Annotated in this window: 16 protein-coding genes and 1 tRNA gene; 10 read left to right on the top strand and 7 right to left on the bottom strand. The window is 53.0% G+C overall.

Annotation, left to right across the window (positions count from 1 at the left end; genetic code table 11):
* Positions 1-202 precede the first annotated feature (202 nt).
* Entirely contained in the window at positions 203-277 is a 75-nt protein-coding gene (locus tag G445_RS12075) for a 50S ribosomal protein bL37 (protein ID WP_371926738.1), read from the top strand.
* A 97-nt stretch (positions 278-374) separates the two neighbouring features.
* Here G445_RS12075 and G445_RS09780 read toward each other — a convergent pair whose 3' ends face one another.
* From G445_RS09780 to G445_RS0104850, 4 genes are all read right to left on the bottom strand, one after another.
* Positions 375-1,199: a glycerophosphodiester phosphodiesterase family protein gene (locus tag G445_RS09780; RefSeq protein WP_022866429.1), complete on the bottom strand. Its 825-nt coding sequence runs from the start codon at positions 1,197-1,199 to the stop codon at positions 375-377.
* 123 nt (positions 1,200-1,322) lie between these two features.
* Positions 1,323-3,293, bottom strand: coding sequence for a M23 family metallopeptidase (locus G445_RS10840; protein ID WP_022866428.1), 1,971 nt, complete (start codon positions 3,291-3,293; stop codon positions 1,323-1,325).
* Between the two features lie 374 nt (positions 3,294-3,667).
* A complete protein-coding gene (locus tag G445_RS0104855; RefSeq protein ID WP_022866427.1) occupies positions 3,668-4,705 on the bottom strand; it encodes a hemolysin family protein in 1,038 nt (345 codons plus the stop codon).
* On the bottom strand, positions 4,698-5,999 hold the full coding sequence (locus G445_RS0104850) for a hemolysin family protein (RefSeq protein WP_022866426.1): 1,302 nt from the start codon (positions 5,997-5,999) through the stop codon (positions 4,698-4,700). The genes G445_RS0104855 and G445_RS0104850 overlap by 8 nt, the downstream gene beginning before the upstream one ends.
* Positions 6,000-6,148: 149 nt before the next feature.
* On the opposite strand from G445_RS0104850, the gene G445_RS0104845 reads away from it, so the two are divergent.
* Entirely contained in the window at positions 6,149-6,745 is a 597-nt protein-coding gene (locus G445_RS0104845; protein ID WP_022866425.1) for a GDSL-type esterase/lipase family protein, read from the top strand.
* Positions 6,746-7,049: 304 nt separating this feature from the next.
* Here G445_RS0104845 and G445_RS0104840 read toward each other — a convergent pair whose 3' ends face one another.
* Entirely contained in the window at positions 7,050-7,832 is a 783-nt protein-coding gene (locus G445_RS0104840) for an L-threonylcarbamoyladenylate synthase (RefSeq protein WP_022866424.1), read from the bottom strand.
* A 382-nt stretch (positions 7,833-8,214) separates the two neighbouring features.
* Positions 8,215-8,287 (bottom strand) — tRNA-Arg (locus G445_RS0104835).
* 202 nt (positions 8,288-8,489) lie between these two features.
* Here G445_RS0104835 and argS point away from each other — a divergent pair.
* Both argS and lysA read left to right on the top strand, forming a co-directional pair.
* A complete protein-coding gene (gene argS / locus G445_RS0104830) occupies positions 8,490-10,166 on the top strand; it encodes an arginine--tRNA ligase (RefSeq protein ID WP_022866423.1) in 1,677 nt (558 codons plus the stop codon).
* A gap of 321 nt (positions 10,167-10,487) precedes the next feature.
* Complete coding sequence (gene lysA / locus G445_RS0104815; RefSeq protein WP_022866420.1) at positions 10,488-11,885, top strand: diaminopimelate decarboxylase; 1,398 nt, start codon at positions 10,488-10,490, stop codon at positions 11,883-11,885.
* Between the two features lie 15 nt (positions 11,886-11,900).
* Here the strand turns inward: lysA and aroD are convergent, their stop codons facing one another.
* Entirely contained in the window at positions 11,901-12,764 is an 864-nt protein-coding gene (gene aroD, locus G445_RS10835) for a type I 3-dehydroquinate dehydratase (protein WP_022866419.1), read from the bottom strand.
* 414 nt (positions 12,765-13,178) lie between these two features.
* Between aroD and G445_RS0104805 the strand changes: the two genes are divergently transcribed.
* The 6 genes from G445_RS0104805 (at position 13,179) to G445_RS0104780 (ending at position 20,487) form a co-directional block, all read left to right on the top strand.
* Complete coding sequence (locus tag G445_RS0104805) at positions 13,179-14,468, top strand: homoserine dehydrogenase (protein WP_022866418.1); 1,290 nt, start codon at positions 13,179-13,181, stop codon at positions 14,466-14,468.
* Between the two features lie 10 nt (positions 14,469-14,478).
* Entirely contained in the window at positions 14,479-15,372 is an 894-nt protein-coding gene (gene thrB, locus G445_RS0104800; protein ID WP_022866417.1) for a homoserine kinase, read from the top strand.
* 403 nt (positions 15,373-15,775) lie between these two features.
* Positions 15,776-17,746, top strand: coding sequence for a transcription termination factor Rho (rho, locus tag G445_RS0104795; RefSeq protein WP_022866416.1), 1,971 nt, complete (start codon positions 15,776-15,778; stop codon positions 17,744-17,746).
* Positions 17,747-18,150: 404 nt separating this feature from the next.
* On the top strand, positions 18,151-18,363 hold the full coding sequence (gene rpmE / locus G445_RS0104790; RefSeq protein WP_026420957.1) for a 50S ribosomal protein L31: 213 nt from the start codon (positions 18,151-18,153) through the stop codon (positions 18,361-18,363).
* Positions 18,364-18,478: 115 nt separating this feature from the next.
* Positions 18,479-19,549 (top strand): peptide chain release factor 1, encoded by a 1,071-nt coding sequence (prfA, locus tag G445_RS0104785; RefSeq protein WP_102165776.1) that lies wholly within the window; start codon positions 18,479-18,481, stop codon positions 19,547-19,549.
* Complete coding sequence (locus G445_RS0104780) at positions 19,549-20,487, top strand: N5-glutamine methyltransferase family protein (protein WP_022866414.1); 939 nt, start codon at positions 19,549-19,551, stop codon at positions 20,485-20,487. Before prfA ends, G445_RS0104780 begins: the two co-directional genes overlap by 1 nt.
* The last annotated feature ends 3 nt before the right edge of the window (positions 20,488-20,490 follow it).

The raw sequence follows: 20,490 nt of genomic DNA, 5'->3' as shown, positions 1-20,490 counted from the left end.
GAAGAGGTGTGGACGGCGAGATGTGGGCAGAGTGAAGCGTGGTTATCCACCCAATGCGTGTTTGAGTGAGGAAGTTTGGTTTCGCATGAAGCGACTGAAACAAGACGTTCATTACATTTTCGCCAGAAAACTGTGTGTGCGGAGGTTTTTCGGTAGAATATCCGCGTGCCTATTTTTCGGGCGTTGAACTAGAGGAGTAAAAATGAGCAAGCGTGGACGTATGCGCCGTGATCGCCGTAAGAAAAAGGCGAATCATGGTAAGCGCCCGAATACCTAAAGATTCGGGGAGGGGATCGGCGTTGCCGGTCCCCTTTCTTTTGTTCAGGTTGTTTTTGAATTGCCTGTCGCTAGGAGAGATGGCAGGAGAAACATAATCAATAATCGATCTCCACACCCGAATCCAAAAAGTGGGTGCGCATTTTTATCGGAATGTCCGTAATGATTCCGTCCACACCGATATCAATGAGGCCTTGCGCCTCACGTTCACTATTAATCGTCCACACATGCACGGCAAGCCCCTGCGCGTGGGCAAAACGCACTAATTCCGGAGTTGCAACTTTCACCGTCGTATAAATATATTCACCCAACTTTCCCGGCACGGCGATACGCATATCCACAGGAATTTGAAGAGCCTGAAAACCACGATCGGGATGAGGAAAACGGGGGCTTAGGTCAGTTTTTCGTCGTGGAAATTTTGAACGAAGAACAAGGCGAGCAACCTCGCTCGTTCCCAAAGAAAAAGCCGCGCCGGGAACAAGCGCCCGCATCTGATCAATACGTTTCTGCTTAAAACTTGCCAAACACACGCGCTTCTCGCAGGAGGTGTGCCGAATCGCCCGCGCCAAAGGTTCCACTGCCTCGTCGCTTTTCGCATCTAAATTAAACACCACATCGGGAAATGCATCTAGAACATCTTCCAGGCGAGGAAGAGTTCCATCGCTGTCCTGAAAGCGTTGCAGTTCTTTCCAGGTCAACGTATTTATCGCTAAGAGTTCCGTGCCGCCCTCGCCACGAATAACAGGATCGTGGTGGATTACAGGGATGCCGTCACGGGTTGCATGAACATCGGATTCGATGAAACGGAATCCTTGCGCGACCGTATGTTGAAAAGCCTCGATCGAATTTTCGGTAAATTCCGCGGCCCCTCCACGATGAGCAATAATCACCGGTTGCGAACCAATATTGTAAACCCTAGCCATATCCACCTCGCCTATCGCCAGCAACTACTGTGGTGAATAACCAGGGTTGCACGTGTGATTCCTGCAACTGCCTTGCTTGTGTTAGCCACGTCTTTCACTCCTCAGCATCACAAGCACCGTTCCTTAATTGTGGATACCGAGTTCGTTCAGTTGCAGAGCGTTATGTGATGTAAGGAAGCCGAGTGGCTCAACCGGTTCATTCTGCGCATTATGAACCTCAAAATGAAGATGTGGTCCCGTCGAATTTCCGTTTGAACCAACAGCCCCAATCACATCCCCGGCCTTCACCTTATCCCCAGGTTTTACGAAAACGCCGTCGTCGTACATGTGAATGTAATACGTGTAGAACGTTTCTCCGCGAACCGTGTGCTTAATAATAATGAGATTGTTCGAGTAACCCTCAGTACCGGCACCCGCATGTTGAACTTCACCGTCTGCCACCGCGTGGATAGGCGTACCCATAGGCGCCGCCATATCTTGCCCGGTATGGATGGCGCGTTTCCCGAAAATAGGATGGATTCGATAACCGAACGGCGAAGTGTAGCGATAAACACCCTGCTGTAGGGGCCACACAATTACATCTTCGGTCGGAATCGCAAAGGCGCCACGATTCCCGGACGCCCCGGAAGTCTGTTGGCTTTGCGGAACCGGGTTTTGTTGCGCATCATGTGCTTTCGCGACTGCCTCGACGGAATTATTCGCCGTTAACTGTTTCGGCAAGCCCGTGGTTGAGGTTTCCGTAGGCACCAAAGAGGGAGTCAAATTTTCCGCAGCGTTACCCGTCATCGTTGTCAACACGGGAACCGCAAGCCCAAGACCCACAACCGTCGCGGCGACGCCGATATTATGTGGCGTAAACAAAAAACGATGTTTTTGGACAACCGACGCATTTTCTCGGACGGTGTGAATCTGTACGTCTAGAAGTTTCTTTTCATCTTTATGTTCGACGACGTCCTTCACAACGCGTTTCCCAATACAAATTTTTTGCGTAATCGGTTCGCTACTCATTGCGACACGCAACGGCGAATCCGGACTAGCAACGCTAGAGGCTGGGCGGGCAACTGCTTTAATATCGGGGGTGGATGCAGCACGGGAAACCGGCTTTATATCCATTTCTGAGGTTGCGCGCGAGACCGGTTTCGTATTCGTTTCTGAAGCTACGTTTGAAACTGCTTTTATATCCGTATTGGAAATAGCACGTGAAACCGGTTTTATATCGGTGTTTGAAGTAGCGCGTGAAACCGCTTGCGTATCCGTTTCTGAGGTTGCGTTTGAAACCGGTTTTATGTCCGTTTCTGAGGCTACACGTGAAACTGGTTTTGTATCCGTACTGGAAGCAACACGTGAAGCGACTTGCGAATCAACGACCTCGATTGCGCGCACCGGAGTTTTTTCGGCCTCGCGTTGTACTGCGTTCTTAACGATTTCGTTGTTGTTACGGATGTTACGTGTAGTGAGAGGTGCGTCAGTCTGGTGCGAAGGTGTATCTTTTACCGCCCGTAGTGTCGCTTTTTGAGAGTTGTCATCTTGCGCATAGCGTGGAGATGTTTGTTGGGGAGTCTTGCCACCCACATCTTGACGCGCCCGACGTCCGACATTTTTCGCAGAAGCAAAAATTTTGCCCGCAGTGTCGTTTGGTGTAGGAGGTTGAGGAGCTATTTTCTCGGTTTTTTCTGCGCGTTTTGCTACGCGTGTTTTTTCGACGAGTTCCGTAACAAGTGCGCTATTTTCTTCGACACGCTTGGCTCGCGAACCACGGGAGACAGCTTGACGAGAAATTGTTTCTTTATGTTGCGTTGCAGGATGTTGCGTTGCGCGAACTCCGGTATTTTTGCGACGCCCGCGCTCAGTATTTTTCGATAATGAAATCGTTGGAGTATTCGCGCTGGTTTCTACGGGTTTATTAAGTTCTTGTAGAGCACGACGCGATCTTTTGGGCTGGGTTACGCTAATCGTTTCTTTTGGTTCTTCAACGAGAGCCCGTGAAGCTCTGCGGGCAGGACGAAGGGATGCGGTGGTGGCACTTTCGCCAACCCGTGGTTGCGAAAGTGCAAGCCTACGAGACTTATACACTTCACCCTTATGCTTTCCCACATTTCTCCGTTCTGCGCGTGTTCTCCATCTCGGAGTCTTTTCAACACGTTCTAACTCTATCTAAACTAGTTGGACTTCGTGTGTTATGCAACCGTTATATTTGCGACACATGAAGGCCTCATCTCCCCCGCACAGAGTGCCGCAACCCTTGATTTTCCAACAAAAAACGGATTATTTTCAGCGCGGAAAATCGTATTTCTTCACGTCTCGGGTAGGGCACTTCACTATAGGTCTTTTTAGCACATAGTGAGTTCTAGTAGCAATTTTTCAGCAATCATCCAGGGTTGTCGCAAGGTGGCCGGCGCATCACGCAAACTGAACTTCCACATCACGCAACCTGGCCCCCGCCACGGCTAGAATTTCCCGCCCAACAGCTAAAGTTTCCTACGTTGCATAGTGTCTCGCACGTCCCCAACCAGATCTTCAATAACGTCTTCGAGGAAAATAATGCCTTGAGTGCCACCAGCCCCGTCGACAACCCGCGCCATATGGGTTCCGGTTCTCTGCATTAAACGTAAAGCGTCTTCAACTTCTTCTTCTCCGTGCACATTTTCTATGCGTCGAATCCGCCAATACGGAATGGCGCTCCGGCGAGCACTTTCCTCAACTCCCAAAATATCCTTCACGTGAACATAGCCGAGAATATTCTCGCCATTCACAATAACGAAACGAGAAAAGCCGTGCTCTGCAACCCCGCGTTCAATATCTTCAGGAGTCGCTGTCGCATCATACGTCACCACGTCAGACATTTTCACCATCGTGTCGGACACCTGGTGCTCGGAAAACTCCAGAGCCCCCGAAATAAGCCCCTGCGTATCCGTGAGCACCCCGGCCGCCTCGCTCGCCTCCACAATACTGGCAACCTCTTGAGCCGTAAACGCGGAGACAACCTCATCCTTCGGCTTCATGCCAAATAACCGCACAATATGGATGCTCAGCCAGTTGAGGCAGAACGTGAGGGGATGGAAAATTTTCGCGAAAAGAAGCAGGCTCGGAACGAACAACACGCCCACGCGCTCAGGATGCGTGACAGACAGATTTTTCGGCACCATTTCACCGAAAATCACGTGAAGAGCCGTCACCAACAGCAGTGCCACAACAAAGGCAACCGTATGCGCAACCGCATACCCCAACCCAAGCGCAGTGAAGGGGATAAGGAGAAGCCCCGCAATCACGGGCTCCGCCAGCGCACCGAGCGCCACCGAACAGAGCGTCACCCCGAGCTGGCACGCCGCCAACATTTCATTCAAATTTCGGGTAGCTTTCAACACTTTCGCGGCGCGCTTGCTAGTTTCCGCCAAAGGTTCCAGGCGCGAGGCCCGCGAGGCCGTCAACGCAAATTCGCAGGCCACAAAATAACCGTTCCCTGCAAGCAACAACACGGTGATGAGGAGGGCGAGAGCGTTATTCATTGATACGCACCTCCACGCGATCCACCCGCATCCCGTCCATGGAACGAACCGTGAGCGTGGCATCATCCGTATCCACCGCGTCCCCAACTTCAGGAATCCGGTCAAGTTCCGTCATAATAAAACCGCCCACGGTTTCGTAAGGTCCCTCCTCGGGGATACGCACACCACAGGCGCGGAATGCCTCGTCGGGGCGCAACCGCCCAGAAATAATCCACCCACCATCTGGAGTACGGCGAACGTTCACATTACGTCGGTCGTGTTCGTCGCTAATATTTCCCACAATTTCTTCCACGGTATCTTCAAGGGTGACGATTCCCGAGGTTCCGCCATATTCGTCGACGACGACGGCCATCTGCAGTCCCGTATCGCGTAGCTCCACAAGAAGTTCAGGCATTTCCATTGTTTCTGGGACGACGGGGGCATCGAACATGATGGAGGAGGACGTGATGCTTACATCCGCGCGACGTTCAAAGGGAATCGCCACGGCTTTGCGCAGGTGGACGAAACCTCGAATATCGTCCAGACCTTCTTTGCCAACCACAGGGAAGCGCGAGTAACCGGTTCGTTTCGATTTTTCGATAACATCTGCTGCTGTTGCGGTATCGGGAAGGTAGGCGACTCGCCCGCGATCCGTCATCACGTCAACTGCGGTGAGGTTTCCAACGCCGATGGAGGCGGTGAGGAGTTCCGCCGTGGATTCTTCCAGGGTTCCGGCCTGGGCGGATTGGCGCACGAGGGCACCTAGTTCGGGGGCGCTACGGGCTCCGGATATTTCGTCGGCGGGTTCTATCCCGATTTTGCGAAGGAACCAGTTTGCTGTGCCGTTAAAGGACACAATAATGGGTTTGAACAAAATGGAGAAAACGTGGAGCGATCCGCCAACCATGCTGGCGGTTTTAAGCGGATCGGACAGCGCCATATTTTTGGGAACGAGCTCGCCGAAAAGCATGGAAAAAAGGTTCATGAGGATAAAGGCAAGTGTTGCCGCAACCGCAACGGCCGCTGTTTTTGCCATACCGGCCGAGCCGAGCCAGCGCGAAAAAATGTCAGTTAACGGTCTTTGGGCAACATAGCCGAGGAGAATCGTCGTAACTGTAATACCTACCTGGCATGCCGAGAGGAAAAGCGAGAGGTGGTGGAGACGTTTCGATACGTTGGCTACGCGGGGGTCTTCTTCTGCGCGGGCTTCAAGCGCTGCGGGGTCGAGAGCGACGAGGGAAAATTCCGCTGCCACAAAAATTGCTGTGCCGATAGTTAGTAGTACGGCTGATATGAGCAGGATTGCGTCTAGCATATGGCTTCCAAAGTAGTCATGATGTCCCCATTATAGGGTTTTTTCTGGGGTGTGTACTGTGAGGCGTTACGCCATTGGGGCACATATATTGAGTTTCTCACGAAAAGTTAAATCACACGGTAAAATAAGGAAAGTTAAAGGAGGTTAACGTGTCGGATATGCGAGTCATTTTTATTGGCGACGAATTAGTTGCGGGACTTGGAGATGCGCGTGCCTTGGGGTGGACGGGGCGCGTTATGGCTCGAACCTTCACAAATCCTCCGATTACGCCGATAACGCTTGCTGTTCCGGGCGAAAATACCGCGCAACTTTCCCAGCGTTGGGAACAAGAAGTGCGGTTGCGTATTGATAGAAAAGCTGATTGCAGGCTTGTTATCGGTTTGGGTAGCCGGGATGCGCAAGGCGGGCAGTCCATGGCTCGCACTCGTCTCCATCTTGCGAATCTTCTCGACGGAGCAGAGCGGATGAAAGTAAAGACTTTTGTTGTTGGTCCGCCTCCCCGTTTGGATATTCCGCGTGATGTGCAGTTGCGCCAGTCGGAGTCTTATAAGGATGTGTGCCACAGGCGCGGGCTGATTTATGTTGATACATTCACGCCACTCGTGGATCATGAACAGTGGAATACCGATATGGAAGTGAGCGGTGGCTATACGCCCCGGCAAGCCGGCTACGGTTTAATGGCTTGGCTGGTTCTGCACAACGGCTGGAATCAGTGGCTCGGAATTCGCCCCGCGGGCGCTGAGTAATCCGGAGTGACCAAACCGCGATAGCGAAAATGATGATTCGCCCCGCGGGTGCGGAATAGTCTGAATGTAAAGTTGGAGTTAATCGCCCGTTGCGGGATTAGCCCTGCCGGTGCAGAGTAATTTCTTCCATACAACGCGGTTAATCTGTGTTACCTTATATCACGCTTTTGAACAAATGCTACATGCTACACCACAGCATTCCGCCTCAGTCACAGCATAAATGAAGGTGGCGCCCAATATAGGTGCCACCTCACAGATATTATCGTCGTACACCGTGGCTAGCGCCGGCGGTTAACGCGAGATTTTAGTAGTAGAATCCTTGGCGGAAATCCCAGCTGAGGAAGGAATCGGACAGAATCTCGAGAATTTCCGGAAGATACACGCCCTTGCGGATAAGAACCGGACACGGGGTGACCATGCGCTGACCCTTTTGCTCGGGAATAAGAGTGCCGTCTTCGGTGACGAATGAGACCATAACGCCCTGCTCCCAGCGGGTTTCCTCAGAAGCATTGGGCTGAATGGAGGTGACGTAATCGTCGGCCTCAATCACGAGATCGGCTTCCGAATCGATCTTTTCACCAATTCCGGCGACCTTTCCGCGATTACCGCGCCCGGAAGGATTTGCGGAGGAGGCAAACATGAGCTTCTTTTCTTTTTCCCACAGCTCCTTGGAAATCTGCTCGGCAGCTTTACCGTATTTCACGACGAAGCATGAGGTGCCACGGGCGTCGCGCACAAGTTGTTTAGCATCGCCCTCTTCGGGAATGTACTTGAGTCCGGATTCTTTCCAGGGGAGAATGCATCCCATGAGGATATCGCGATCCCAGTGCTTCTGGTAGTAATCGCGGATCTCGTCGTTCATTTCCGCGAGTTCGTCGAGTTCTTCCATGGAACCAATGAGGACAACGGCGGGCTTATTGCGCTTGCGATCCTTCACGGCAAATTTACGTTCAAGGCCTTCAGAATCAGCTGTTGCAATAATATAGCCAACTTTTGTGGGGACGACGCAAATTTTGCCACCTTCAAGGAGGAGATCCACGGCTTTCGTGTTCAGTTCCCCATCCCAATGCACGCGTTCTTTAGCCACAAGCGCTCCTTTTCATGTAGTCAGAATGTGGGCGTATGCCCATAAAATTGTGTAACCACCATATTGCACGACGGCTGTAGTGCCGTGTCACCACGATGTTAATATGTGGCGCTTGTTCTATGGCGAAGTTTATGGAGTCTAGGCTAACAATAAGTCCATATTGTGAAACGTTCATCTTAGTATGTGGAAAGTTTGCTCGGGTGTTTCTGGGGTGGCTGGGTTGAACTGCGGAAAACGGCAGGTTGTTTCTGTGTTTATGTGCGTTTCTGGCGCGACTGGTTTAACCTGCGTGAACCTGTGTGAAGCTCATGTGGAGTGCGTCAAAAGGGTGTTTCCGGCATGGCCGGGTTGAAGGATAGGGTGGGCGTGTACCAAAATTTTGTGCCCCGAACAGGATTCGAACCTGCGGCCTTTCGCTCCGGAGGCGAACGCTCTATCCCCTGAGCTATCGGGGCGCACCCACATACTTTACCACGCAGTCGGTATTTAAGCGGAATCGTGCAAACTGGAAAGTGCTTTTCTCCCGTTAAAGGCGAGGGGGTTGTAAAAATGAAGAATGGTAAACCTGTTGTCGTACATAGAAAAAATCACGGCATGCGGTAGGCAACACAACACAAACGATACATCTGGCGCGTCGAAACACGTAAACTGGAAGGCGTGACTCCAGAAGAATTAAGTGAACTTGTGGCCTCCATTATTGGTGAGGTGAAAAAATCCGGCGAAATTGCTCTTGAGGGCGATATTCCTCCCGTGAAAATTGAGCGTCCTCGCAACCGTGAACATGGCGACTGGGCGTGCAACGTTGCCATGCAACTCGCGAAACGTGCCGGCATGAAACCGCGCGAACTAGCCGAAATTATCGCTACACGCCTCCAAACCAAGCCAAGCGTTGCCAAAGTTGAGGTCGCTGGCCCCGGCTTCATTAACATCACACTTGCCGCCGGAGCCGCGGGCGAACTCGCCCAAACCATTCTCGAATCCGGCCGGGCCTACGGCACCAACTCAAGCGGTGCCGGTACAACAGTGAATCTCGAGTACGTATCGGCGAACCCGACAGGTCCCATCCACATTGGGGGAGCACGCTGGGCCGCCGTGGGCGATACTCTCGCGCGCGTTTTGGTGGCGAACGGCTCAACCGTCGTGCGCGAATACTATTTCAACGATCACGGAAATCAAATCAACAATTTTTCTGCCTCGCTCCTGGCGGCGGCTCATGGACGCGAGATTCCCGAGGACGGTTACGGCGGAACCTATATTTCAGACATTGCCCACACCGTGATTTCGCAGTGCGAACAGGCGGGGGAGCCCGATCCGCGCACGCTACCGGACGATGAGGCTCAGGAAGTTTTCCGCGCGCGCGGCGTGGAATTAATGTTTGCGGAAATTAAGGAGTCGCTCCACAATTTCCGTGCCGATTTTGATGTCTTTTTCCACGAGGAATCTTTGCATGCCTCAGGAGCGGTGAGCGTAGCCGTTGAAAAACTCCGTGAGCGTGGTGAAGTTTTCGATAAGGATGGTGCTGTCTGGTTGCGCACCACGGATTATGGGGACGATAAGGACCGTGTCGTCGTGAAATCTGATGGTGAAACCGCGTATTTTGCCGGCGATCTTGCCTACTATTTGGATAAGCGCGCGCGTGGTGCGGATCAGTGCGTGTACATGCTGGGCGCGGATCATCACGGCTATATCGGGCGCATGTATGCCATGGCGCGTGCCTTTGGGGACACTGCCGGGGTTGGCGAAAATATGGAGATTATGATTGGCCAGCTCGTGAACCTCATGAAGGGCGGGCAACCTGTGCGTATGTCCAAGCGTGCCGGCACCGTGGTAACGCTGGAAGATTTCGTGGACGCCGTGGGTGTGGACGCCGCGCGCTATTCGCTTGTGCGTGCTTCCGTCGATACGAGCCTGGATTTGGATCTGGATCTCCTGGCTTCCCACACCAACGAAAACCCCGTGTATTACGTGCAGTATGCTCATGCGCGTACCGTGAATGTGGCGCGCAATGCGAACGAACACGCAGTGAAGCGTGAGGACGCCTTTACCCCTGAACTCTTGGAGCAGGCGGATTCGGATTTGTTGGGTCAGTTGGCGCGTTTCCCCGAGGTTGTGCGTTTGGCGGGTGCCGGGCGCGAGCCACATAGGGTTGCGCGCTACTTAGAGGAGCTCGCCGGCGCCTACCACACCTGGTACGGCAAGGCTCGCGTGACGCCTCGCGCGGACGAAGAGGTAACGGATCTTCATCGCACGCGCCTGTGGGTGAACGACGCAACCCGCCAAGTCCTCGCTAACGGTTTAGAGATGCTCGGTGTGAGCGCGCCCGAGAAAATGTAGGTAGGCGGCTACGTGCTGTGTGCTCAAGGCGCCTCGTGTGTTTTTCGCGGAGGTACGCGGCCTCGCGCCTACGTGCTTGGTTACGTTGTGTGTGCGGTGCGTCATTATGTTGCCTGTTTGGTGGTTTGCATGGTGCGTTGGCACTCGCGAACTCAATGCGCAACGTGATTTCGTGAAGTGAACATCTTTTCTGAGCTACGTTTTTTGCTTTAAAATAAGGCGCAGCGTGTTGTCAAAAATGCGGTAAACCCTCGCGGATTCTAGAATTCCAGGCGAACCGCTTGCAAAACCGACCGACGTACCGACGTGCAAGGAGAAACAATGAGCCATTCTCACAACGACATTCAGCCCGCATTTCCCGCACCCGAACCGGACGGTAGCATGGCAGGCCCGTGGTCGCACACTGTCCGTCGCGCAAATGGCGAATTAAGGGTAGGTGGGGTGAAAGTTTCGCAGCTCGTCGCCGCCTACGGGACTCCGCTCTACGTGATTGACGAAGAAGATTTCCGCACCCGCGCACGTCGCTGGGTTGCTGCCATGAATACCTCCTTCGCGGACCTTGCGGGCGCTCGCGTTTTCTATGCGTGCAAGGCGTTGATGAGCGTGGGTATTGCTCGTTGGGTGTTGGAAGATGGGCTTGCGTTGGATACCTGCTCTGAAGGCGAATTTGTCACGGCTCTTGCGGCGGGAGCGAAAGGCCACGATATTGGGCTTCACGGCAACAATAAGTCTGAACGCGAAATCATGATGGCGCTGGAACACAATATTTCCCACATGGTTGTGGATTCGATGGCGGAATTGCGTCTTGTTGAACGCATTGCGGAAAATCTGGGGAAGCGCGCAAATATTGTGTTGCGCGTGACGGCAGGCGTTCATGCCGGTGGCCACGAATTTATTTCCACAGCCCACGAAGATCAAAAATTTGGTTTATCTATTCAAGCTGGCCAGGCGTGGGAGGCTGCGCAAGCAACCGTCGCATCCCCACATCTTGAACTTGTTGGCCTCCACTCCCATATTGGTTCGCAGATTTTGAGCGTGGATGCGTTTTCTGTTGCCGCGCAGGCGGTTCTCGATTTGCGCGCGTGTATCCACAACGAGTTGGCTTGCACTGTTCCGGAGCTCGACTTGGGTGGCGGTTACGGTATTCGTTACACAGGTGCCGATGCGACGCCACCCGAACCGGAAGCCTACGCTGAACTGCTTGCCACCGTCGTACGCGCACATGGTGAAAAAACAGGAATTGCGCATCCTCTGGTCTCCATTGAACCTGGGCGAAGCATTGTTGGCCCAGCCGGTTTGACTCTTTACACCGTTGGTACGACGAAAAACGTTCAACTCGACGATACGCATTCGCGTCGCTACGTTTCTGTTGACGGAGGCATGTCCGATAATATTCGTCCCGCACTATACGATGCGCAATATACGGTTGCGGTTGCGAACCGCGAGGCTCGTGGTGAGGGTACGCTTTCCCGTGTTGTGGGTAAGCACTGCGAATCCGGCGATATTGTTGTTCACAATGTCGAGTTGCCTGCGGACGTTACGGCTGGCGATATTCTTGCAACTCCGGCGACGGGTGCTTATGGGCGAGTGATGGCGTCCAACTACAATATGTTGTCACGCCCGGGTGTTGTTGCTGTTCACGACGGTTCTTCGCGCGTGTTGATTCGTCGCGAAACTGTGGCGGATCAACTGGCGCTCGACGCCGATTACCAAGCCTAAAACGAGTCTAAGCGTTTAGAGCTTTTCGGTGAGTGTTAATATGTCGCGCATTTCTTTAGCGTCGACTTGCCCGGGCGCAGATACCTGCCCCGCGCTCCCGAAGGTTGCGACGCTTCCAAAGGCGGTGGGCATTAAGCGCGACATCATTCCTACATGCCCCATAGCCATGGTGATGATGGGGATGTCCATGTATTTCGCTGCCGTTGCCGTGGCGCTCAAGAGTGTGCATACGTCTGTGTATCCGTGTGGAAAAACAGCGATTTTTGCAATATCTGCCCCGCCTTCTTCCATGGTTGCCAGGCGATTGAGAATCTCTAGTTCCTGAGGTGTATGGTCAAAATTGTGGTGGGAAGCAATAGTTGTGATGCCAGCTTCCTTAGCCCACTGGCGCGCTTTATCCCACACATCCGGGTAGGAGAAAAATTCGACGTCAATGGCGTCAATATGTCCGCATGTTATGAGCGCATGAAGAAGGTTTTCGTAAGCGGAATCCGTTAGGCTTGTTTGCCCGCCTTCCAGCGATGTCCTACACGTGGCAAGAATCGGGATAGAGGTGAGGCGACGAATACGCCCAGCAGCTTTTATAATGCTATGATGCGCGTTTGTTGTCGTTGTGTCTGTTCTTGGATGCGTTTTCTCAAGGGCATCGCTCGCCACCTCTGCGCCTTCGGCCTCAGCCACTTCAACACTATTGCTCGAGCCACTCAAGCCTCGAACGTCGCCCCAAAAATCAATACGCCACTCAATAATATCCGCACCCGCGGTTTCAGCACCGCGAACAAGACCCCCAATATCTTCGGCATGTACAGGCATAATGGGCACAATAATTTTTTTCGGCTCGCAACCAAGTTCAACATGTCCTATGAATTTAGTTCCCATAAGAATCTCACTTCCCAACAACCCGGTATAAACAGCCAATTTTAGTGACGCGCGTGTTCACATTGTGCGATTCTTGGACGCACATATCTGTAAAAAACCGCATAATACACACAGAACTAAGTGTAACCGGTGGCGGGCACTACTGCGCCGATGCCCCGAATTCGCTAATATATCCCCGTATCTGAACATTCGGGCGCAGTCTGCTAATCTGGCGGGAGTGGTTCGTTTTCGCAATGGACGCGGTTCGTTATCGTGATGCGCGTGGCTCGTTTATTGCAACATCACGTGCTTATCCGTCGAGATGAGTGAATGTCTTGTTGTGATATGCGTGCTTTTCCGTCGCGAATAGCGCAACGTCAGCCCTAGCCTAATGCGTCTGACGATACCCCGTATCCGAAAAATCAAGGAGTCAAGGTGCAGGAAGTCAAAATAGCCCTTTTGGGCGCAGGAACAGTTGGTGCGCAGGTAGCGCGGTTGCTCACCGTCCATCAAGATGAACTTAATGTTCGCGCGGGTGCAAAACTCACGCTTATCGGTGTGGCTGTGCGCAATATCAACTCTCAACGCGACTGGGACATTCCTTCCGAGCTCCTGACAACAGACGCCTATTCCATTATCCGCCAGGCAGATGTAGTGATTGAACTGATGGGCGGAATCCACCCCGCGCGCGAATACATCCTTGAAGCCTTCAAGAACGGCGCGAGTGTCGTCACCGGAAACAAGGCACTGCTTGCCGAATACGGCCCCGAACTTCACGACGCCGCAGATGAAGCGCAAGTCGATTTATATTATGAAGCTGCGGTTGGTGGCGCAGTTCCCGTCGTCTACGGTTTGCGAGAATCGCTGTCCGGTGACCGCATCACACACGTGTTGGGTATCGTTAACGGAACCACAAATTATATTCTCGACGAAATGACGACGAAGGGCTTGAGTTACGAGGTCGCCTTAAAGAAAGCGCAGGAACTCGGGTTCGCTGAAGCAGACCCGACGGCAGACGTGGATGGTTTCGACGCCGCCGCAAAATGTGCCCTCCTTGCCTCCCTCGCTTTCCATACTCGCGTGAGCTTGAGCGATGTTCCCACAGAAGGTATTCGCGGTATCACCCCCGGAATTATTGCTTCCGCAAAAGCGAATAACTACACGGTGAAATTGGTGGCGAGTGCAAAACGTCGTGAGGATGGAATCGAGTTATTCGTCGGCCCTGCACTTATCCCTAATGCGCATCCGCTCGCAAATATTCGTGGCGCCTACAACGCGATTGTGGTCGAGGGCGAAGCTGCGGATCGGCTCATGTTCTATGGGCCCGGCGCGGGCGGGGCACCCACAGCCTCTGCGGTTCTCTCCGACCTTGTTGCCGCCGCAAATCACAAAGCAAACGGCGGTTTTGCCCCGCGTGAACTCGTGTACGGAGACACCCCGATTTTGGACGGCAGTAAGGCAACATCTCGTTACCAGTTGAAGATGGTTGTGCAAGATTCCGTTGGTGTACTGCATGCAATTATGGGAGTGTTCGCAAAAAATAACGTGTCCATTAGCGATGTCTCCCAGGAAAATGAGAACGACGGCAAAGAAAACACCTGCTATCTCACGGTGACAACACACGAGGCAGTGTATGCCGACCTGCAAAACACTATTGATGAGTTGAATAACGCTTCGCAGGCAGTGACACGGTTTACCAGCATTCTTCGCGTCGAAAACGCCTAAAGGAGAAAATATGCGTCTAGTACATTCCGAGGCACGGGTTCGCGTGCCGGCAACCTCGGGCAATCTCGGCCCCGGCTTCGACTGCATGGGAATGGCACATAATATTTGGGACGAAGTATCTGTTCGTCTCACAACCTCAGCAACCAAAGTGAGGATTATTGGGGAAGGTGCACAAACGCTTCCGAAGGGCGAAACCCACTTAATCGTTAAGGCTTTGAAGCGAGCACTCGAAGTTGCGGGCTTGCCCGAAGCAGGTTTTGACCTAACCTGCCACAATTCGATTGCGCAGGGGCGCGGTTTGGGTTCCTCTGCCGCCGCTGTTGTTGCGGGGCTGTTGCTGGTGCGCGGGCTTGTTGACCAACCCGAACTTATTGACGACGAATTCCTCCTCAGCCTCGCCACAGAATTTGAAGGCCACCCGGATAATGCTGCGCCAGCGATTTTCGGGGGAGCCGTGGTGACGTGGAAGGAAGGGAAGAAAGCGCGTGCCGCCCGTATCCCTACCCGGGTGAAAACCACACTCCTTGTACCCAACACGCAATTATTGACCTCCAAGGCGCGCTCCGTACTGCCTGAAAAAGTTCCCCACGTGGATGCGGCTTTTAACGCCTCGCGCTCAGCCATGCTTGTGCTCGCGTTGGAACATTACCCAGAGCTACTCATGCGCGCGACCGAAGAGCGCCTTCACCAGGATTATCGCGCAGATTCTATGCCGGAATCAGCGCGAGCTATGCGTGATTTACGAAGCGTTGGTTGGCCGGCGGTGATTTCCGGCGCGGGACCTTCCGTCCTCGTTTTCGACGAATTAGATCAAGAAACGACGACGTTAATGGAACGTCGCGGATTTGCCGTCTATAAGGACGGTATGGCACGGCGCGGAGCGTATCTGGTGACGGACGAATAAAACTCCTCGGTATCGTCCATACGGAAATTCTTTAATCCTAAAGACTCGCTGTTACGGAAATTTGTTGTTGCGAAAATATGTTCGTAGGCAGACCCGCGATACGAAAACCTGGTGGTATTGAGAACCGTCGATACGAAATTTGATGCCACGGATGTAGGAATATCACTGAAAAATCGGTGATGGAACCTACATTCGTGGCTACTTTTAGTTTTTCCTAGATTCTGCTAGAGTTATGTACGATCGATGAACATGCCGGTTGTTTCTTTTCGTGAGAACGTGAGCGTTGATATGTGTCAACCCCGGGAAAAGAAGCCTACACAAAGTTTTTTCTCGTGTGTAGATAATCAATTTGTATTATGTAGGGACATATCTCTACCCCCTATTTTCCCGAGGAAGGAACCTCGTGACGCAAGTCCAAACAACAGGTCCTATTTCTATTATGCGCGTTTCAGAATTACGTGCACTTGCCGAAGAACTCGGCCTTAAGATGGATCCAAAAGCTAAAAAAACAGAACTTCTTAAAGCTATCCGCGCAGTACGCCCCGCACGCCGTGGCCGTCCTCGTAAAGAAGACGGTTCTGAAGAAACAGAATCACAAGAAGCCCACAACGAAACACCAAAAGAATCAACCAACCGCAACGCTAAAGCTCCGAAATCTGCCGATGATGTCAAGGTTGAGGAAAAGCCAACTCCGGAAACTGATGCCCACGCAGTAGCACAGGAAGATAACGCGGGTGAAGGGCGCGTCAGCCGTCGTCGTACACGAACACGCAACCGCAATATTCGCCGTATTCGTGAAGAATCCGCTGAAACGGAATCAACAGAAGAAATTACGCTTCCCGCACCTAAAATTGAACTTCCCGCACCAAAACGCGGGGCAGATGCCTCTCGCACAGCAAAAACCGACATGAGCGACGAAGATAAAATGGCGGCGCTCGACGCGATTGGTGACGCGGCAGAACGGAAAGCCGAAGCGGAAGAAGAAAGTGGCGAAGGAACACGTCGAGTTCGGAAGAATCGCCACAACGATGAGGAACGCCGCACGCGCAATATTCGTCGCAATCGGAAGAACGATGCGGAAGAAACACCAAACGTTGACGAAACAGAAACCGCTGAAGAAGAAAACGCTGGTGAAGAATCCGCGCAAGAGAACAAGCGTAAGCAGGAAGAAGTCCTCCTTCAAGTAGCGGGTATCGTCGATATTGTGGGCAAGCAGGCGTTCTTGCGCACGGCTGGATATTTGCCCGGCCCCAACGATGCGCTTATTTCTCAGGCAATTATGCGCCAATACGGTTTGCGCAGGGGAGATGCGGTTATGGGCGCGATTCGCCAACAGGGCGAAGAAGGGCAGCAACGCAACCACCGCAACAATAACCGTAACCGTAACTTCCGCAGGGGACGTTTCAACAACAATAATCAATCGAAGGCAGGAAACTACCTCGTGCAGGTGGATTCCATTAACTCCTTGAGTGCTGAGGAAGCCGCTAAGCGTCCGGAATTCAACAAGCTCACGCCCGTGTATCCCGACGAAATGTTGCGTTTGGAAACCGTGAAGAACGGCTTGTCTACGCGCGTTATTGATTTGGTTGCGCCGATCGGTAAGGGGCAGCGCGGGCTTATTGTTTCACCGCCTAAGGCCGGTAAAACAATGATTATGCAGCAGATTGCGAAGGCGATTGCGGCCAATGATCCGAACGTTCACATTATGGTTGTGCTTGTCGATGAGCGTCCGGAAGAAGTGACGGATATGAGGCGCCTTGTGAAGGGCGAAGTTATTGCTTCTACCTTCGATCGTCCCGCAAGCGATCACACCACGGTTTCTGAGCTGGCAATTGAGCGCGCGAAGCGCCTTGTGGAGCTCGGGCAAGATGTTGTGGTTCTGCTTGATTCCTTGACGCGCCTTTCGCGTGCCTATAATCTTGCGGCACCTGCCTCCGGGCGTATCCTTTCCGGTGGTGTGGATGCTGCTGCGCTCTACCCGCCCAAGAAGTTCTTCGGGGCTGCGCGCAATATTGAAAACGGTGGTTCGTTGACGATTATTGCGTCCGCGCTGGTAGAAACCGGATCCAAGATGGATGAGGTTATTTTCGAAGAATTCAAGGGTACGGGCAATATGGAATTGCGGCTTTCGCGCCAGCTGGCTGATCGCCGTCTCTTCCCGGCAGTGGATATTAACGCCTCCGGTACGCGTCGCGAAGACATGCTCTACAAGCCAGAAGAGCTCAAGGTTATTTGGCAGCTTCGCCGGGCGCTGGGCACTCTCGGCGTGGATGAAGCCGCTGATTTCGTGCTCAAGCGTATGCGTAATACCGAAAATAATGCAGAGTTTTTGGTGTCTATCATGCGCTCTATCCAGGCAGGTAACCAAAGCTAGGGCTGGTAGGGTTTCTTAAGCGTTTGCGGAACTGCCGCTACTTAGAGGCTCGTAAAGTATTTGCGGAGCTACCACTGTTTCACATAGAAATAATGTGTTGCAGTAGCAGCTCCGCAGTTTATTTTACGAATTGTGTTAGAGCGCCCCTATTTCGTTGTTGAGAGTTGGAGTATCCGTTCGTGTGGGTGTGATGGCATCCCTTAGCTGGGTGTGGGTTGCGGTGTACGGGTGTCCGCGCTTATGTGGGTGTGATGCGTACCCAAACCCTTGAAGAGAGGGGCTGGAGTGTGCAATAATTTTCTGTCGGCTTGCGGTTCACCGCTGTTCTGCCAGGTGTTTTCTTCAGGATAAGGAAACAATAGGGGCAGTGGACCCGGGAGCATCAAACGATCCTAGGAGAAAAAATGAAAAAGGGTATCCATCCCGAATACCATCAGGTGGAAGTAACATGCACCTGCGGTAATGCATTCACCACCGGTTCAACCTACGAAGGTGACCACATCCGCGTCGAAGTTTGCAACGCATGCCATCCCTTCTACACCGGTAAGCAGAAGATTCTTGACACTGGTGGACGTGTGGCTCGCTTTGAAGCTCGCTACGGCAAGCGCAACAAGTAGTAACACACATTTCTGGTGGATACCCCGGAGAGCGAGGCTTTCCGGGGTATTATTCTCCTAGACGTTCAATTGAAAGGCAATCGTGGCAGATAATCGCGTTGATATCGCAGAACATATGCTCACAGAATTTGAGCAAATCGAAAAAGACATGGTTTCCCCGGAAGTACTGTCCTCCCCGGATAAATTGCGCTCACTCGGGCGCCGATATGCTGAACTTGGCCGGGTTGTGCGTGTGTACCGCGAATTCCTTGCGGCGCAAACCGATCTTCGTGAAGCTCAGGAAATCGTGGATATGGGCGGGGAAGATGCGGAACTTTTCGCCCCGGAAATGCCCGGACTGCGCGCACGTTTTGAAGAAATTTCCGAGCAACTCACCGAAGTTCTTATCCCGCGCGACGAAGATGACGCCCGCGATGTCATTATGGAAATTAAAGGCGGGGCCGGCGGTGAAGAATCCGCCCTCTTTGCCGGAGATCTTGCCCGAATGTATGAACGCTACGCTACATCGAAGGGATGGACGTGGGAAGTTCTGAACTCTAACCAAACCGAACTCGGCGGATATAAGGATCTGGAAGTCGCAATCCGTTCACGCGCAACCCTGGAAGATCCTTCCGACGGCGTGTGGGCGCACCTCAAATATGAGGGCGGAGTTCACCGCGTGCAGCGCGTCCCCGTCACCGAATCCCAGGGGCGTATTCAAACCTCAACCGCTGGCGTCCTCGTGTTCGCAGAAGTTGACGATCCGGGCGAAGTGGAAATCGGCCCGAATGATTTGCGTATTGATGTGTATCGTTCCTCCGGTCCCGGCGGCCAGTCCGTGAACACTACGGATTCCGCGGTTCGTATTACGCATTTGCCGACGGGCATCGTCGTCTCTATGCAGGACGAAAAATCCCAGATCCAGAACCGTGAAAGTGCGATGCGCGTGTTGCGTGCGCGTTTGCGCCAGTTACAGCTCGACCAGCAGGCCGCAGAAAACGCGGAATTGCGCCATTCTCAGGTGCGTACCCTGGATCGAAGCGAACGCATCCGCACCTACAATTTCCCCGAAAATCGTATTTCTGACCACCGTACCGGCTACAAATCCTACAATTTGGATGCGGTTCTTGATGGCGACCTGGAAGCCGTGATTGATTCCGCGCGGCTCATGGACGAAAAAGCCCGCATGGAGAAAGCCGAACAGTAATGGCAACGTGGGCGGTCCTTCTCAACGACGCCACCTACGTGCTGGCAGAAGCCGGAGTACCCAGCCCCAGGGTTGACGCCAAAGAACTCGCAGAGTTTTTGTGTGGACACAAGCCAAATCCGCGTTCTTTAGCAGATGAATGTACGACGGCTGACTACCTGAGTTTGGTTGGCAAGCGATGCGGGCGCGAACCGCTCCAACATATTACGGGACGGATGTATTTTCGTTACCTAGAGTTGGCATGCACGCCGGATGTGTTTATTGTGCGCCCGGAAACCGAGTTGGTTGCGGGCGTCGCTATTGATACGGCACGCGAACTGATGAGGCAGCGTTTACGTTCGACAGATAATGAACGCGGGCAAGGCGGGGGAGTGCGCGCAATAGGTAAAGAACAATACAGTGCTGTATTACGAACTACCGAACAGGGTAGCCCTAGCTTAACAGTTGTTGATTTATGTACCGGAAGCGGGGCTATTGCTCTATCCGTTGCAACAGAAGTTCCCGGAACCCGCGTATATGCTGCGGAAATCTCACCTCAGGCATTCCGGGTTGCCGAACGCAATAATGAGCGTTATGGGAACCGCGTCCACATCATTAACGAGGACGCCCTGCATGCTTTCCCCGAGTTAGAGGGAGCGGTGGATATCGTCGTCACAAATCCGCCCTATGTTCCGCCGGGAACAAAGCATTCGCCGGAGGTACAACGTGACCCTCAACTGGCGCTGTGGGGCGGGGGAGAGGATGGTTTGGATCTTCCTCGGCAACTTGTGTGCAGAGCCGCCCAGCTTCTACATCCTGGCGGGATGCTCATTATGGAGCATGCGGAAACGCAGGGTGAAGCACTGCGGAATTTTATGAATACTCACGGTTTTTGCGACGCAGTAACGCACGAGGATTACACGCGACGCCCGCGTTGGACACAGGCGCGGAAAATATAGCGG

The sequence above is a fragment of the Actinotignum urinale DSM 15805 genome, assembly GCF_000420445.1.
Taxonomy (GTDB): domain Bacteria; phylum Actinomycetota; class Actinomycetes; order Actinomycetales; family Actinomycetaceae; genus Actinotignum; species Actinotignum urinale.
The sequence above is the reverse complement of the archived record's forward strand: the minus strand, read 5'-3'. Positions and strand labels throughout refer to the sequence as shown.